Annotated in this window: 14 protein-coding genes; all 14 read left to right on the forward strand. The window is 32.9% G+C overall.

All coding sequences use genetic code 11. From position 1 onward, the window contains the following. Positions 1–173: 173 nt before the first annotated feature. Complete coding sequence (locus JN168_RS01070) at positions 174–1,157, forward strand: DUF4352 domain-containing protein (protein WP_232139620.1); 984 nt, start codon at positions 174–176, stop codon at positions 1,155–1,157. A gap of 38 nt (positions 1,158–1,195) precedes the next feature. Further along, complete coding sequence (locus JN168_RS01075; RefSeq protein WP_229366475.1) at positions 1,196–1,546, forward strand: DUF4064 domain-containing protein; 351 nt, start codon at positions 1,196–1,198, stop codon at positions 1,544–1,546. Positions 1,547–1,707: 161 nt separating this feature from the next. Continuing rightward, entirely contained in the window at positions 1,708–2,454 is a 747-nt protein-coding gene (locus JN168_RS01080) for a glycerophosphodiester phosphodiesterase family protein (RefSeq protein WP_229366476.1), read from the forward strand. Between the two features lie 301 nt (positions 2,455–2,755). Beyond that, a complete protein-coding gene (gene arr, locus JN168_RS01085; RefSeq protein WP_042740505.1) occupies positions 2,756–3,196 on the forward strand; it encodes an NAD(+)--rifampin ADP-ribosyltransferase in 441 nt (146 codons plus the stop codon). Between the two features lie 202 nt (positions 3,197–3,398). Beyond that, complete coding sequence (locus JN168_RS01090; protein ID WP_042740504.1) at positions 3,399–4,340, forward strand: mechanosensitive ion channel; 942 nt, start codon at positions 3,399–3,401, stop codon at positions 4,338–4,340. Positions 4,341–4,963: 623 nt separating this feature from the next. Continuing rightward, positions 4,964–5,422 carry a MarR family winged helix-turn-helix transcriptional regulator gene (locus JN168_RS01095; RefSeq protein ID WP_279526085.1) on the forward strand — a complete coding sequence of 153 codons (459 nt, stop codon included), beginning with the start codon at positions 4,964–4,966 and terminating at the stop codon, positions 5,420–5,422. 465 nt (positions 5,423–5,887) lie between these two features. Beyond that, positions 5,888–7,531: an alpha-keto acid decarboxylase family protein gene (locus tag JN168_RS01100; protein WP_279526086.1), complete on the forward strand. Its 1,644-nt coding sequence runs from the start codon at positions 5,888–5,890 to the stop codon at positions 7,529–7,531. A 285-nt stretch (positions 7,532–7,816) separates the two neighbouring features. Further along, on the forward strand, positions 7,817–8,392 hold the full coding sequence (locus tag JN168_RS01105; protein WP_411841293.1) for a PadR family transcriptional regulator: 576 nt from the start codon (positions 7,817–7,819) through the stop codon (positions 8,390–8,392). 30 nt (positions 8,393–8,422) lie between these two features. Then, positions 8,423–9,544 (forward strand): FAD-dependent oxidoreductase, encoded by a 1,122-nt coding sequence (locus JN168_RS01110; protein ID WP_279526087.1) that lies wholly within the window; start codon positions 8,423–8,425, stop codon positions 9,542–9,544. A gap of 256 nt (positions 9,545–9,800) precedes the next feature. Then, on the forward strand, positions 9,801–10,673 hold the full coding sequence (locus JN168_RS01115; protein WP_279526088.1) for a squalene/phytoene synthase family protein: 873 nt from the start codon (positions 9,801–9,803) through the stop codon (positions 10,671–10,673). Between the two features lie 135 nt (positions 10,674–10,808). Further along, positions 10,809–11,882 carry a GntR family transcriptional regulator gene (locus tag JN168_RS01120; RefSeq protein WP_229366480.1) on the forward strand — a complete coding sequence of 358 codons (1,074 nt, stop codon included), beginning with the start codon at positions 10,809–10,811 and terminating at the stop codon, positions 11,880–11,882. Positions 11,883–12,305: 423 nt separating this feature from the next. Next, positions 12,306–13,937 carry a xylulokinase gene (locus JN168_RS01125; protein WP_279526089.1) on the forward strand — a complete coding sequence of 544 codons (1,632 nt, stop codon included), beginning with the start codon at positions 12,306–12,308 and terminating at the stop codon, positions 13,935–13,937. Further along, positions 13,906–14,601, forward strand: coding sequence for an L-ribulose-5-phosphate 4-epimerase (locus tag JN168_RS01130; protein WP_042740496.1), 696 nt, complete (start codon positions 13,906–13,908; stop codon positions 14,599–14,601). The genes JN168_RS01125 and JN168_RS01130 overlap by 32 nt, the downstream gene beginning before the upstream one ends. A gap of 13 nt (positions 14,602–14,614) precedes the next feature. Further along, a complete protein-coding gene (araA, locus tag JN168_RS01135) occupies positions 14,615–16,036 on the forward strand; it encodes an L-arabinose isomerase (RefSeq protein ID WP_279526090.1) in 1,422 nt (473 codons plus the stop codon). The last annotated feature ends 55 nt before the right edge of the window (positions 16,037–16,091 follow it).

A 16,091-nucleotide genomic window follows, 5' to 3' on the forward strand; every position in this document is an offset into this window, starting at 1 on the left:
TAAGTAGACCTATGGGTCTGCTTATTTTTTTAACTAATTATGGAGAAAATAATTAAAATTTTAAAAAATCTTAAGGAAACATATTGATTTTAATTAAAAATATTATAGAATTATAGAAGGTTGATTAAATAAATTATATGATGGTGTTATGCATACATGTGTGGAGGGATTGAATGAAAAGATTTTTAATTATTATGGTTTTGGGGATTTTTGTGTTAGCTGGCTGTGACATTAATTTAAATACATCTAGCGATAACAGGGACAGTGAAGAGAATTCGAGAAAATCTGATAAAGCTAAAGCAACTTCGAAAATGAAGGACTTTAAAATAGGACAAGTTATAGATGCTGATGGTGTTGATGTAAAAGTTACAAAAGTGGAATTTGTAAATGATTATGATGAATACAGTGCACCAGAAAACGGAAAAGCAATTAAAGTATATCTAAAGTTTAAAAATAACAATGATGAACAGGTGTTAGTGGATTCAACTGATTTCAGTATGAAAGTGGATAATGAAAACTATCAAGAATGGTTTGGCAATGAAGATGTAAATGATGGATTTACTCACCAATTAAACAAAGGGAATACTGCATCAGGTTATATTACATATGATGTACCAGATAGTGAAGAGTATACTTTAGAAATGGATGCTACCCCTAACTTTGAAAGTGTAAAAGCGCGTTGGAAAATTAAAAAATCTGACATTAAAGAAGGAAATAAAGGAAACGTTAGTCAAACATCAACACCTGTTGAAACAGAAGATACATCTGATGAAGATACATTTGATAGTGAGGATACAGAAAGTGAGGATACACCATATACTGCGGAAATGTATAACGATTTAGTTGATGAATACAATAGTTTAACAGATGGAGAAAAGATGGATCATGTGGATCATGACGTTTTAGAAATTGAATATACACAATTAGAAGATCGTATAGAAGCATTATATGACAAACAAATAGAAGAAGAAGATAAAGCTCTAGAAGAAGAATTACAGCGTGAAGAAGAAGAATATGAAAAAGAAATGGATGAAATAGATAAGCAATACGAGGAAGACATGAAAGAATTAGAAGAGGAAGAATCCTCTGAAAGTGAAGATACTTCAGCTGATGATAGTGAAATGCCTGAAGAAAATGCTAAAGAAACTACAGAATAAAGAGATATAAAAAATTTAAATAATGGAGGAATTGTGAGATGAACAATAATCATTATGTGAGACCAACAAATCGTGTTGCGGAAATGATATTAGGTATACTGGGGAGTGTATTTGGAATTCTAGGTGGTCTATTCGCTATTATGCTTGGAGGAATTGGTTCAGAATTTGGAGATGCAGATAGTGCGAGTATAGGTGGCTTAGGAACTGCTGTAATCTTAACCTGTATTATCACGTTGATACTAAGCTGTATTATCAATAAACAACGTATTGTTATGGGGATTCTGTTAATTATTGGTGGAATTTTAAATATGATATTTATCGGCTTTTTCGGAATTTTATCTGGAATTTTAATTTTGGTAGCAGGTATTTTAGCATTAGTAAGAAAATAACTCAAAAAGCGCAAGGTTTATAACAATCCTTGCGCTTTTTGATATAAATGTACTTTATTTATATCTAGTATATATGATAACTAAGCAATCGCATTTATTTTGATTATTTGTATTATCATGTTTATCATGATTATAAATAATATATTGAAGGAGTAGAATCTATGTTTACGATATATGGTCACAGAGGTTTACCGAGTAAGGCACCTGAAAATACACTTGCTTCATTCAAAGAAGCTGCTTCTACACGAGGTTTGAAATGGGTGGAATTAGATGTAGCTATCACGAAAGATGAACAATTAATTATTGTGCATGATGATTTTTTAGAGAGAACTACAAATCATAAGGGTGAAATAACGCAAGTTGCATATGACCAAATTAAATCTGCTTCAGCTGGCAGTTGGCATAGTACGGAGTTTGAAAATGAAAAGATTCCTACATTTGATGATGTGATTACATTTGCCAATGAAACGCATATGAATATAAATGTTGAATTGAAGGGGGTTTCTGGCCCGGACGGAACACGTTTGTCTGAAAGTATGGTGCAACAAGTTGCTGAGAAACTTGCTTCTCTTGAAGATGGCATTGATGTGATGATTTCAAGCTTTAACATACCGTTATTAAAGCTTGCGGAAACATACATGCCACAGTACCGTAGAGCAGTTATATTTAAGGCGGTTGCCTTTAAAGCAGATTGGCGAACAATTTTGGATTTCTGTGGATCTAAGATTGTTAATATTGAAGATGCGAAGTTGACGCAAAATCGTGTTGAAATGATTCGTAATGCAGGATTTGATTTGAATGTTTGGACAGTAAATAAAAAAGAACGTGCCAATCAACTTGCGAATTGGGGCGCTACAGGTATTTTTACTGATAAAGCTGATGCGATGATACATTTGGAAAGAGATTAATGACAAGATTGTAAGAATAGATGTATTTGACAGAAACAGCATTTAGTTAATTTAATTAAGTCGATTTAGTTAGATTTAGTTAGATTTAGTAACAAAACCCTTAGATGAATTTGAACATTCATTTAAGGGTTATTTTTATAAAATAATATGTAATGATGTACTAAATTAAGATGCAAGCATTGAATATTTATGATTACCTTTGCTTTCATTATACGCTAAAATTTGTTTGAGAAAAAGGCTATTAGTTTTTACGTAATCGTTTTATACTCATTATCGAATAAAAATGAGGGAGTGTTGTGCGATGGCAAATAATACAGTTGAATCGGTGATTGATAATGGTCCGTTTTTTCATGGAACAAAAGCTCAATTAAATGTTGGTGATTTATTAGTGCCCAAAAGACAATCAAATTATCAAGATAGAATAATGAATCATATCTATTTCACTGCTACTTTGGAAGCGGCAAAATGGGGTGCAGAGTTAGCGGTTGCGCTTTCTAACACAGCAGAAATTCAAGATGAACGTATTTATATTGTTGAGCCGTTAGGTGAATTTGAGAATGATCCAAATGTCACGGATAAAAAGTTTCCAGGGAATCCTACAAGGTCTTATCGGTCGAAAGCACCTTTGAAGATAGTAGGAGAGTTAGCAACATGGGAACGCCACAGTGATGATGTAATCAATGAAATGCTAGATGGCCTTCAGCAATTAAGGGCAACTGGTGCCGATATTATTGAAGATTAAGCATTTATAAAAAGTGTATGTGATTCAAATGTATATATAATTAAAATTCAAATCGCTCTTTATAATTCATTCACTTACAAATCATGAAATACAATTCCTCTGAAATTTATCACTAAATTTAAAAGTTTTTTCTAAAAAATATATAAAATAAGATTATTTAGAATTTACTAGGGTAAATTGACAAAAAAGGAGGCGAATTATCATGAATAAAGTATTAAGTTCTTTGATGGGAGTAGTGGATAGTATTATTAGCTTTCTCCCTAATATCATTGGTGCATTAATATTCTTACTAATTGCATGGATAATTGCAGTTATTGTTAAAAAAGTTATAGTAAAAGGATTAGGTGCACTTGGTTTTGAAGAGTGGTTACAAAAGAAAGGTCTAGTAGATGCTGGAAAGGGCAAATCTGAATCAGAAGGTATTATTCAAACATTCGGTAAATTAGCTTATTTCTTAGTATTCTTATTATTCCTACCATCAGTATTTGATTCATTGAATATGCAATCAGTATCTAAACCAATTAAAGGTATGATGAGTAGTATACTTAATTTCTCACCTAAAATCATTGTAGCTGTCATTATATTGGTATTAGGTATTTTTATTGCCAAAGTGTTAGGTACATTAGTGAAAAATATTCTAGGTAGTCTCAATGTGAGTCGTTTTAATAAATATGTTAATTTCGGCGAAAATAAAGACAGCATTGATATACCAACTGCAACAGGCTGGGTTATTACAGCGCTAATTGGTTTATTCTTCACTGTACAAGCTTTGAATACAGTTAATTTATCAGTGTTAAATAAAATTGGTGAAGCAATCATTGGTTATTTACCATTAGTTATTTCAGCAGTGATTATCTTAGCATTAGGTTTAATTGGCGGCAATTTAATCTCTAAATTGATTAATAAATCAACAGGTAACGCAATGTTAGCTGAAATTGTTAAGTATTTAGTGATTATTGTTTCTGTATTCATGACTTTAGATCAATTAAACTTTGCGCAAAGCATTGTTAATGTTGCGTTCTTATTAATCCTAGGTGCTGTTGCTGTAGCATTTGCTATCGCATTCGGTATCGGCGGTAAATCATTTGCTGAGAAACAGTTAAATAAATTCTCAGATAAAATTGATTCAGACAAAAAACAATAATTTGCATAATTAAAATTTAACAACGCATTGTGTATTATACGTTGTTAAATATTGAAGCGTCTGGGACATCAATCCCAGCATGAAGCCCATCAAAGATCAAAATCTTTGATGGGCTTGTTATTGTTCACATATATAGAGGCTAGGTCGCTCCTCGGTCAAGACACGCATCCTACTCCCTCAGGTGTCTCACAAACCATACACATTTCTTATATGTTATTACTACAAAAAATAAGACACTTTATAAGGAATTAATTGAAACGGAAATTACTCCAGAGATAAAACAAGAAATGAATAACGGGTTAAAAGATGAAGATTTAAATAAAATAACATGTTCATTATTGTAATTTTAAATGATTTTTGTGTACTTTATCTTTCGATTTTGATGGATAAACTTACAAATCTAGAAAAACGTGAAAAAATCATATTGTCATAACGATAGAATCAGTGTATTTTTATTATGTAAAGCGAAAATAATGGTGACTAACATTTGAAATGTCTTATGTTAGTCTTTTTTGTTTTTATAGGACTGAACAATGATGTGATTATAAAATGGAGACCAAAATAGTTTGATAGATGGCATAATATAAATAAGAAGAAATATTGAATTAAAAGGAAGGTAAGCCATGCAAGAAAATAATAATGATTATGAGAATCTGTTGTTTTATTTTGCTTATAAAACATTTATCAATACAGCTGATGAAATTATTGAGGCTTATGGATTGAATCGTCAACATCATAGATTCTTATTTTTCATAGATAAAGTACCGGGGATTACTATAAAGGATTTATTGAAAAGTATGGAAATCTCTAAACAGGGTAGCCATGCTGCTTTGAAAAAGTTAAAAGACGAAGCATATATTATAGAGAAACAAACGGAACATGATAAGCGTGTTAAAGCATTATATGCTACGGATAAAGGAACAAAATTGGTCAGAGAATTAAATAAAGCGCAAAATGATTTATTTCAAGATATTCAAAAAAAGGTCGGGAATGATTGGTACGCTATCATGGAAGAATTTGCTTCTCATAGACAAGGATACGCAGATATTAAACATCTCAAAGATGATTTTGATAAAGACTAATGCTATCGCACACTAACCCATGGTTTAAAGGTAAATTCAAGTATGATTACATTGTAAATTGTCAATGTCATACGTGATAAATTAAAGTTAATCTACTTGAGAGATAAGCATGTCTGTCTAAATATACAGTCCAAATATTAATAAGTTGGCATTATTGGTAAATATAGGGGTTTACAGATCCACCATTACATATTGGAATATTGTAGGATGTCAGCCAATAAAATGCTTATTATCACATTTTTAAAGATAGAATGATCATTGATGTTGAAATAAACATCAGTGATCATTTTTTATTACTCCAGTGCTAGGTAAATTGGCAATGATTATAGTTCATTGCTTATTGATAAATGATAAGTGCAAAATAAAAAGTTTCACAATTTAAATAAGTCAATATAGTTGACCTTTTGTTTCATTTTTATTATTTTGGAAGTGTAATTCAATATAGATAAAAAGGGGAAATGAATTATGAGAAGACGTATTGGACAATATTTAATGGACTGTTTAAGTAATGTTGGCGTGGATAAAGTTTTTGGTGTTCCGGGAGATTTTAATTTAACGTTTTTAGATGATATTATCGGTAGAACGGATATGGAATGGATAGGTAATACGAATGAATTAAACGCGAGTTACGCTGCTGATGGTTATGCTAGAATGAAAGGCATTAGTGCAATGGTAACTACATTTGGTGTTGGCGAGCTGAGTGCTGTTAATGGTATTGCGGGTGCATTTGCAGAACGTGTGCCAGTCATTCAAATTACGGGCGCCCCTACACAAGCAGTGGAACAAGCAGGGAAATATGTGCATCACTCATTAGGTGAAGGTAACTTTGATGATTATCGCAAAATGTATGAACCAATCACGACTACACAAGCATATATTACAGAGGATAATGCACAATTGGAAATTCCAAGAGTTATCAATGCCGCATTAACTGAAAGTAGACCTGTACACATACATTTACCAATTGATGTTGCAGCAAAAGAGATTGAAGTGATGGAAGATTATCACTATAAAATGAGCAAACCTGCTGATGTTTCTCAATATATCGACATGGTTCAAGCGAAATTAAATAGTGCGGAACGACCAGTGATTATTACAGGACACGAGATTAATAGTTTCGGTTTGCATGAATTATTAGAACAATTTGTTAATCAGACGGGTATTCCAGTTGCCCAATTATCATTGGGTAAAGGTGCTTTTAATGAGGAGAGTCCATATTATATGGGCATTTATGATGGTTCAATTGCTGAGGAACGTATTAAATACTATGTGGATCATAGTGATGCGATATTAAATATCGGTGCTAAGCTAACAGATTCTGCAACGGCAGGATTTTCATATCAATTTGATATAGATGATGTAATTATGTTAAATCATCGTAACTTTAAAATGAACGAAACACGAGATGATAATGTAGCTTTACAAGATTTATTAATAGGTTTACAGCGCATAGATTTTCACTTCAATGGAGATTATCCTATGTTTAAAAAGCCAGTGCCAAATGATGATGTATTAGATGATACACCGTTAACACAACAAACATATTTTAAAATGATGCAAGATTTTTTAAATCGTGATGATGTAGTGATTGCAGAACAAGGAACATCTTTCTTTGGTGCCTATGATTTAGCATTAACGAAAACGAATAAATTTATTGGTCAACCTTTATGGGGATCAATTGGTTATACTTTACCAGCAACTTTAGGTTCACAATTAGCTGATGGAGAACGACGAAATGTATTGTTAATTGGTGATGGATCGCTACAATTAACAGTACAGGAAATGGCAACGATGATTAGACTACAGTTGAAACCAGTCATATTTATTATAAATAATGATGGCTATACTGTTGAGCGTAAAATTCATGGTGAAAATGCGTTGTATAACGATATACCAATGTGGGATTATAAAGCATTGCCTAGTGTCTTTGGTGGTAACGAAACCGTATCAGTACACGAAGTTGACTCAAGTGTGAGTTTACAACATGCTTTCAATGAAATTAATCTGCAACCTAATCGTATGCATGTCATTGAAGTTAAGATGGGTATGCACGATGCCCCTGAAAAATTAAATGATATTGGTAAAGCATTTGCAAAGCAAAATGGTTAATCTAGCACATCTTGTGTTAAACAGAGCGAGCAATTTCTTTGGATAATGTAGTTTGTTTAATAGCAATATATTCTGACATGTAATTTAAAATATTAGGTCCTTAAATGAAATGTGTTTATTCATTTAAGGACTATTTTTATTGAAAAATTTTATTCAAAAGACCGTGGTTGCGCTGTTTTGCACATCATTTAGTGTAAAAAGAAAGAAAAATAATGATATATCGTTGACGTATTTCGATATATCGTTTATAATTTCGATATATCGAAATAAGAAAGGGAGATTAATATGTTTAGAAGACATTTTCACAAAAGACACGCACATTTTGCACATAAGATGATGAATAGAGAAGATTTTGGTTTTGGTAGAGGTATGGATGGATTTGATCCTCGTGCAATGGCAGCAATGGGTAAGGAAAGATTTTTCAAAAAAGGTAATTTACAGTTTGTAATTTTAAAAATGTTGCAGCAAGAATCAAAGCATGGTTATCAAATTATCAAAGATTTAGAAGAACAGTTTAAAGGATTCTATTCACCTAGTCCTGGATCAGTTTATCCTATATTACAAATGCTAGAAGATAGAGAGTTTGTATCAATTTCGAAAGATGGTAAGAAGAAAGTGTATACGATTACTGAAGAGGGACAAACGTTCTTAAATGAAAATATGAATGATGCAATGTTGACTCGATTAGAACAATTAAAGCATATGGATTTTGACAAAATGCAAGAATCTAGAGCACAATTACAGGATTTATTTAGAACGTTTATGCTCAAGAGTAAAGAGTCATTTAACGAGGAAGAGAAAAAACGCAAATTTAATGAATTTGTCGAACGTACGAAGAAAGAACTTGAAGATTTATATTAAATCTAAATATTTGTAAGTGGGGAATACAAAATGAATCGTATTGCAATTATTGGTGGAGGTCCTGGCGGTTTAATGCTAGGACTGTTACTTCAACAACGTGGTTATCAGTTTACTATTTTTGAAAAATCTAATGGTCAAAATCATCAGTCGCAAGGTGGGTCATTAGATATACATGGGGATACAGGACAAATACCTCTGAAGGAAGCGGGGCTTATTGATGAATTTAATAAGCTTGCGCGATTTGAAGGTGAAGATACAAAGATTGTCGATGCAACTGGTAAAGTATATTATGAAGACGATGCAGATGGTCAAGGTGATCGACCTGAAATTGATCGTGGAGTGCTATGTGATTTAATTCGTAGTCACATTGATCCATCAGCAATTAAGTATGGCTATCAGTTTGAAAGTCTAAAGCAATTTGCTGATAGCAAATGTGAAGTTACTTTTTCTAATGGCTACCAAGAACAATTTGACTATGTGATTGGTTCTGATGGTGCATTTTCTAAAGTGAGACCTTATTTATCTGATGTAGATATAGAATATACAGGTATTAGCATGGTGGAGATTAACGTTGAAGAAGTGAGCCAACACTACCCGCAGTTGTTACAATACAATAAGAATGGAAAAATGATGGCTTTAGACCAAGATAAAGGTTTGTTAGCACAATTAAATGGTGATGACAGCATTAAAGTTTATGTATCTTACAGAATGGCAGAAGCTGAATTAGAAGATTATAAACAAATGTCGCACGATGAATTGAAAGCACGTTTGCTGAGTGACTTCGAACAGTGGGATGAGCAATTATTAAATTATATTAAAAATATGAGCAATAATATCTTGTTTAGAAGAATATATAGATTACCTATTGGCTTTAAATGGGAAACAAATCAATCTATTACACTAATTGGAGATGCCGCACATTTGATGAGTCCATTTGCTGGTGAAGGTGTAAATATGGCATTGTATGATGCTTATTTATTTGTGAAATCTCTAGACGAGCACACTGATAAAATGACAGTAGCTAAACAATATGAACAAGAGATGAATAAAGTATCTAAAAGTAGTGCGCAAGATTCTCAAGACAACTTAGAGCGCATGTTTACAGAAGGCGCCGCTAAAAAGTTAAGTGACATGTTCACATTTGTAAATTAATATCAATTAAATTAAAATTTAACGCGTTTAAGGATGAATTAATGCCTTGAACGCGTTATTTTTATAATAAGTGTATCATTGTGATATCATATGCGACATATAAGTAATAGATTGATTCATAGCTACACATAATCAAAATGAAAACGGGTAAATGTAATTAATATAACAATAAAATAGTACATAACATTTGGTGATTACTGCTTAAAATACAACATCTGATGAGCATATAAAGATATTAAATATAAGGTGTGTAAATATGGGGAACTTAGAAAAAGAGTATAAATATTGTCAAAAGATAATGAAAAATTATACAAAGACATTTGCGAATGCTTTTGAAAATTTATCAACTGAAAAGCGTAATGCGCTATGGTCGATTTATGCACTTTATCATAACGTAGACGAAAGTATCAAGGTGCATAAAGATATAGAATATTTAAATAAAATCAAGCAAGATGTCCAACAAATTTATAATGGGGAGACTAAAAAGTTTCATAGTAATACAAAAATAATGAAAGCATTGGCACAGACGATACATTTATATAATTTGCCAAGATCCTCTTTAGAGACATTTATCCAAACAGTTGAAGATGATTTTGTATTTTCTGCAAATGACACTGATCAGCAATTAGAGCAATACTGCTATGGTGTAAGTGGTGTTATTGGAGAATTGCTTAATCCTATTTTTACTCAATCACAAATTGAAGCAACTAAGGTAGCAGAAGTAAATGCGATGAGTATTGCTTTAGGAAAGGCCCTCCAATTGACTAAAATATTAAGAAATGTAGGCAAGGACTATAGCAATGGTAAAATCTATATAAGTATTGAAAAGTTGGAATACTACAATGTTGATTTGGATTCAATTTATTATAACGGCGTAACCCCTAACTACGCACATTTATGGGAAAGTTATGCGAAACTGATAGAACGGAATTTCTCATATATTTTGGATCACTTGTATTTATTTGACGATGATATAGAGCCCATCATTGTACTGACAATTAAGACTTATCAAGGATTATTAGAAGAGGTAAGAAAGAATTTGTATGATGTAACAAAACATGCAAATTTAAGTAGTTACAAAAAATCAAAAATTTATCGCAACGTTATGGAAACATATAGTAAGTCATGACTTGTACGCTTGGATAATCATTAAGTAACAAATACCAAGTAAACATCTTACTTTTGCGATAAATTGAATTTAACTTTTATATGATATACTAACAATGATTAAGCATATATCGTTAGAACTAGGAGATTGTATTTTATGAATAAGCCTAAATATCAAGTGATAGCAGATGAGATTAAAAATAAAATTATTAGTAAAGAATTCCAAGTAGGATCATTATTACCTACTGAAAAGGATTTCCAGCATCGATATAGTGTGAGCCGATATACGATACGTCAAGCAATGGAATTATTAGTTGCAGATGGTTATATAAATAAGAGAAAAGGTTCTGGTTCATATGTAAGTTATGAATTTTTAAATTCGGAAACGAACCATAATGCTAAGAAGATTGGATTAATTGTAACCTATTTATCAGATTATATATTTCCGAGTATCATACGAGGTATCGAAACAGTATTGAGAGAGAATGGTTACTCATTAATATTAGCAAGCACGAACAATAATCATGCTGACGAGCGTCAATGTTTAGAGATGATGTTAAATCAAGGTATCAAAGGTCTCATTGTTGAACCTACGAAAAGTAATGTCTACAATCCGAACTTATCGTATTATTCCTTATTTAAACAACGTAATATTCCGATATTATCTATTAATGCGCAATATGAAGAATTGAACTTACCCTATATTGCTATTGATGATATTAAGTCAGGACATCTTGCAACGAAATATCTTATAGATAAGGGACATGAGGATATCGCTTTAATTACCAAGATAGATGACAATCAAGGTAAGTTAAGGATGAAAGGTTATTTTAATGCCTTTGAAAATTGTAACAAAGTCTTTAAGAGTGAATATATTTATACGTATGATACAGAAAGTAAATTATCTGTGTTAGATCAATTTGTGGAACACGTGGTATCGAAGCAAATACAAGCTTCGGCTGTGGTGTGTTACAATGACCAAATCGCATATTACATTATGAAAAAATTAGAAAAACTAGGTATTGCCATTCCAAATGATATGTCTATTGTGGGGGAAGATAACTCAGTATTGAGCAAATTAGAAGATGTTGATTTAACAACGACATCCCACCCTCAAGAACTATTAGGAGAGAAAGCAGCTAATTGGGTATTGAATACAATTGAAACAGGTAAGGTACAACCTTCAGAACTATTAGATACCTATATTATAGAAAGAAGTTCCGTAAAGTAAATCATATATAGCGAATGATACGATGCAATGCGTTTAGTTGAGTGGTATAACTATACTTATAGTATCGAGTATCTTTAAATAACGACAGAGCCAATCCATATAACGGAATTTGGCTCTTTTTTTTATTTCATATAACAGTCACTTGTATGGTCTACGAATTGAAATTGAGACACCTGAACGAATAGGATAATAAGAAATGAGGAGCGAGACCAAGACACAGGCCAAGGATTTAGGTAGGTGGTTCAAATAATTTAGGTTGCCCCTACAAAACTAAGGGATAAATCTTTTGAATTAGATATTGTAAGAATTTGTATAAAAGGATTACACCAATTAATATATACGGACAAAAATTATAATATATTGACATGTACGGACAAATACTTTATGATTTATTTGAAAACGATTACAAAAGAGGTGTTTGCAATGCAAAATCCTACTAATATAACCGATAGTTCTGAGTTGTCTATTGGTATTGAGCTAGGTTCAACTCGTATTAAGACGATAGCAATTGATGCGCAATTTAACACATTAGCAACAGGTAGCTTTGAATGGGAGAACAATTATATAGATGGCTATTGGACCTATTCAGTAAATGATATTTGGGTTGGATTACAACAAAGTTATCAAGATATGGCAAAAAATTTAAAAGACAAGTTTGATATAACTATACGCAAAATTAATAGCCTTGGTATTAGTGCAATGATGCATGGATATTTGGCATTCGATGAACATGAGGATCTGTTAGTTCCATTTAGAACTTGGAGAAATGGCAACACGGTTGAAGCGGCAAAAATTTTGAGAACAGCATTTAACTATAATATCCCAGAAAGATGGAGTATCGCACATTTATATCAAGCGGTTATAGATAAAGAATCTCACGTAAATCAAGTGAATTATATTACGACATTAGCAGGCTATATTCACTGGTATTTGACGGGAGAAAAGGTATTAGGCATAGGAGATGCTTCAGGGATGTTTCCGGTAGATGTTGGGCAACAAGCATACAGAACAGACTTATTAGAAGAGGCAGATATATTATTCAATACAGAAGGATTTCATAAAGCAGTTATTGATTTATTACCAAAAATTAAAGTTGCAGGTGACAATGCTGGATATTTAACAGATGAAGGTGCAAGATTGTTGGATCCTGATGGCAATTTAGAAAGTGGCTGTGTTATGTGTCCACCTGAAGGTGATGCTGGTACAGGGATGGTAGCTACTAACGCTGTTACACCACGTTCAGGTAATATTTCAGCAGGAACAAGTGCATTTGCCATGATAGTCTTAGAACAATCTTTGAAAAATGTATATCCAGAAGTGGATATCGTTGCAACACCTTCAAGTAGTGAAGTAGCCATGATTCATACCAATAACTGTACTTCTGAAATAAATGCGTGGATGAATTTATTTGAACAAGTTCTTGAAACTATGGGAGTGCGTTTTTCATCAGATGATTTGTACGGACAAATGTTAAAAGAATCTGAAAAAAGTGATGATGACTTAGGTGGATTATTGTCGTATGGATATGTCTCCGGTGAAAATATTACCAAAGTTGAAGAGGGATACCCGCTATTCGTAAGAGAGCCGAATCATCATTTTACGCTTGCAAATTTCATGCAAACACAATTGTTTAGTGCCTTTAGTACATTAAAAATTGGCATGGATTTATTAAAAGCAAATGAAAATATTTCAATTAATAAATTAATTGCGCATGGCGGCATTTTCAAAACAGAGCGTATTGCACAATCAGTATTAAGTGCAGCTATGGATGCCCCGATTACAGTGATGAATCAAGCGAGTGAAGGTGGTGCTTGGGGCATTAGTGTATTGGCAAAATTTGCAACTATCAATAAAGATATGACATTGTCACAATTTCTAGATGATTTTGTGTTTTCCAATATAGATGAAACGACAATTGAACCTTCTGCGCAAGCAGTTGAAAACTTTGATACCTATATCGATAAGACTATAAAAGGATTACCTATTGAGCGACAATTATCACATTATTTAGAAGGTGAAGCGAATGTTAGAAAAATTAAAACAAGAAGTATATAAAGCGAATTTAGAGTTACCAGAGAGAGGTTTAATTAAATACACTTGGGGAAATGTCAGTGGATTTGACCCTGAAACGCAACTGTTTGTCATAAAACCGAGTGGTGTTGATTATGCTCAAATGAAACCTGAAGACATGGTGGTTTGTAATCTAGATTGTGAAATCGTTGAAGGCGATTTGAGACCATCATCAGATATGCCTACACATGCAGTATTGTACAAATCATTTCCAAATATAGGCAGTGTTGTACACACACATTCTCCTTGGGCGACAATTTGGGCTCAAGCAGGGTTAGATGTACCGGCAATGGGGACGACACATGCAGATACGTTTTATGGTTCAGTCCCATGTGCAAGATTTTTAACAGCAAGTGAAATTAACAGAGATTATGAGTATGAAACTGGAAATGTCATTGTTGAAACATTCAAAGAACGAAATATTGATCCAAATGCAGTTCCAGCTGTTTTATTACAAGGGCACGCGCCTTTTGTGTGGGCGAAAGATTGTGAACATGCAGTGATGAATGCAGTTGTTTTAGAAGAAGTATGTAAAATGAATTTATTTACGCAACAATTAAACGCATATGCGAAAGCGCTACCAGAAGAGATTTTAAATAAACATTATGAAAGAAAGCATGGCGAAAATGCTTATTACGGACAGAAATAGGAGGAATTTAAAGATGGCTACAGAAAAGAAATTTTGGTTTGTTGTTGGATCGCAAGCACTATACGGTGATGAGGCATTAGAGCAAGTGAAGTCAGACGCACAGGTAATGACTACATATTTAAATGAACAGGCTGATTTGCCTTTTAATATTGAACTACAAACACAATTGGCAACAACAGCGGATGCTATTACAAATATTATGAAAGAAGCAAATTATAGAGATGATATTGCAGGTGTTATTACATGGATGCATACATTTTCACCAGCCAAAATGTGGATTAGAGGGACTAAACTCCTGCAAAAACCATTATTACATTTAGCAACACAATTCTATGACAATATTTCCTGGGAAAAAATTGATATGGATTATATGAATTTACATCAATCTGCTCATGGAGATAGAGAGTACGGCTTTATCAATAAAAGGTTGGGCAAACAAAATAAAATCATTTTTGGTCATTGGAAAGATAAAGCGACTCAAGAAGATATTAAGTCATGGATGCGCATCGCTCATGCTTACAATGAGAGTTTCAATCTTAAGGTGGCACGCTTTGGCGACAATATGAGAAATGTTGCAGTTACTGAAGGTGACAAGATAGAAGCACAAATCCAATTTGGTTGGACTGTAGATTACTTTGGAATTGGGGATTTAGTTGCATATATAGAAGCAGTCAAAGAAGAGGAAATTACAACTCTGTTTGCTGAATATCAGAATCAATATGATTTTGATTACAGAAATAATGATGAAGCACATTTTAATGATTCAGTTAAAGAGCAAATTAAATATGAAATTGCCATTAAACGTTTCTTAGATGCTGGTGGATACACTGCCTTTACAACAAACTTTGAGGACTTACATGGTATGAAACAATTACCAGGTTTAGCTGTACAACGTCTAAATGAACAAGGTTATGGATTTGCAGGTGAAGGTGATTGGAAAACAGCGGCATTGGATAGATTGTTAAAAATTGCTACAGACAATAAAGCGACTGGATTTATGGAAGATTATACGTATGATATGCGAAGTGATAAACAGCAAATTCTAGGTTCGCATATGTTAGAAGTTGATCCGACATTGGCAGCAACTAAACCAAAAATCGTCGTAGATTACTTAGGCATTGGCGATAAGAACGACCCAGCACGCTTGGTGTTCGATGGTCAAGCAGGCGAAGGTGTTGTTGTGACAATGCTTGATTTAGGTACCCACTATAAATTTATCGTTAATGAAATTACTGCCGAAACATTAACAGAGCCTGCTCCGAATTTACCAGTAGCAAGAGTATTATGGCAAGCAAAACCATCACTTGAAAAAGGAGTGAGACGCTGGATTGAAGAAGGTGGCGGCCATCATACCGTACTTTCGTTGACGTTAAACTCGGCACAACTAGAGATGTTAATTAAGATGTTTGAAGCAGAGTATGTAGTGATTAAATAATGGATGAATTGTTGTGACATAGATGTATGCGAAAGGTAAAAAGAGGGTGAATGGG

It is taken from the genome of Staphylococcus gallinarum (genome assembly GCF_029774255.1).
GTDB classification, from domain to species: Bacteria; Bacillota; Bacilli; order Staphylococcales; family Staphylococcaceae; genus Staphylococcus; species Staphylococcus gallinarum.

Excerpts from the sequence above, each read along its gene's own strand:
- JN168_RS01110 (WP_279526087.1), top strand. The coding sequence starts at position 8,423 with ATGAATCGTATTGCAATTATTGGTGGAGGTCCTGGCGGTTTAATGCTA.
- JN168_RS01070 (WP_232139620.1), top strand. The coding sequence starts at position 174 with ATGAAAAGATTTTTAATTATTATGGTTTTGGGGATTTTTGTGTTAGCT.
- JN168_RS01115 (WP_279526088.1), top strand. The coding sequence starts at position 9,801 with ATGGGGAACTTAGAAAAAGAGTATAAATATTGTCAAAAGATAATGAAA.
- JN168_RS01095 (WP_279526085.1), top strand. The coding sequence starts at position 4,964 with ATGCAAGAAAATAATAATGATTATGAGAATCTGTTGTTTTATTTTGCT.
- JN168_RS01080 (WP_229366476.1), top strand. The coding sequence starts at position 1,708 with ATGTTTACGATATATGGTCACAGAGGTTTACCGAGTAAGGCACCTGAA.
- JN168_RS01090 (WP_042740504.1), top strand. The coding sequence starts at position 3,399 with ATGAATAAAGTATTAAGTTCTTTGATGGGAGTAGTGGATAGTATTATT.
- JN168_RS01130 (WP_042740496.1), top strand. The coding sequence starts at position 13,906 with ATGTTAGAAAAATTAAAACAAGAAGTATATAAAGCGAATTTAGAGTTA.
- arr (WP_042740505.1), top strand. The coding sequence starts at position 2,756 with ATGGCAAATAATACAGTTGAATCGGTGATTGATAATGGTCCGTTTTTT.
- JN168_RS01120 (WP_229366480.1), top strand. The coding sequence starts at position 10,809 with ATGAATAAGCCTAAATATCAAGTGATAGCAGATGAGATTAAAAATAAA.
- JN168_RS01075 (WP_229366475.1), top strand. The coding sequence starts at position 1,196 with ATGAACAATAATCATTATGTGAGACCAACAAATCGTGTTGCGGAAATG.
- araA (WP_279526090.1), top strand. The coding sequence starts at position 14,615 with ATGGCTACAGAAAAGAAATTTTGGTTTGTTGTTGGATCGCAAGCACTA.
- JN168_RS01100 (WP_279526086.1), top strand. The coding sequence starts at position 5,888 with ATGAGAAGACGTATTGGACAATATTTAATGGACTGTTTAAGTAATGTT.
- JN168_RS01105 (WP_411841293.1), top strand. The coding sequence starts at position 7,817 with ATGTTTAGAAGACATTTTCACAAAAGACACGCACATTTTGCACATAAG.
- JN168_RS01125 (WP_279526089.1), top strand. The coding sequence starts at position 12,306 with ATGCAAAATCCTACTAATATAACCGATAGTTCTGAGTTGTCTATTGGT.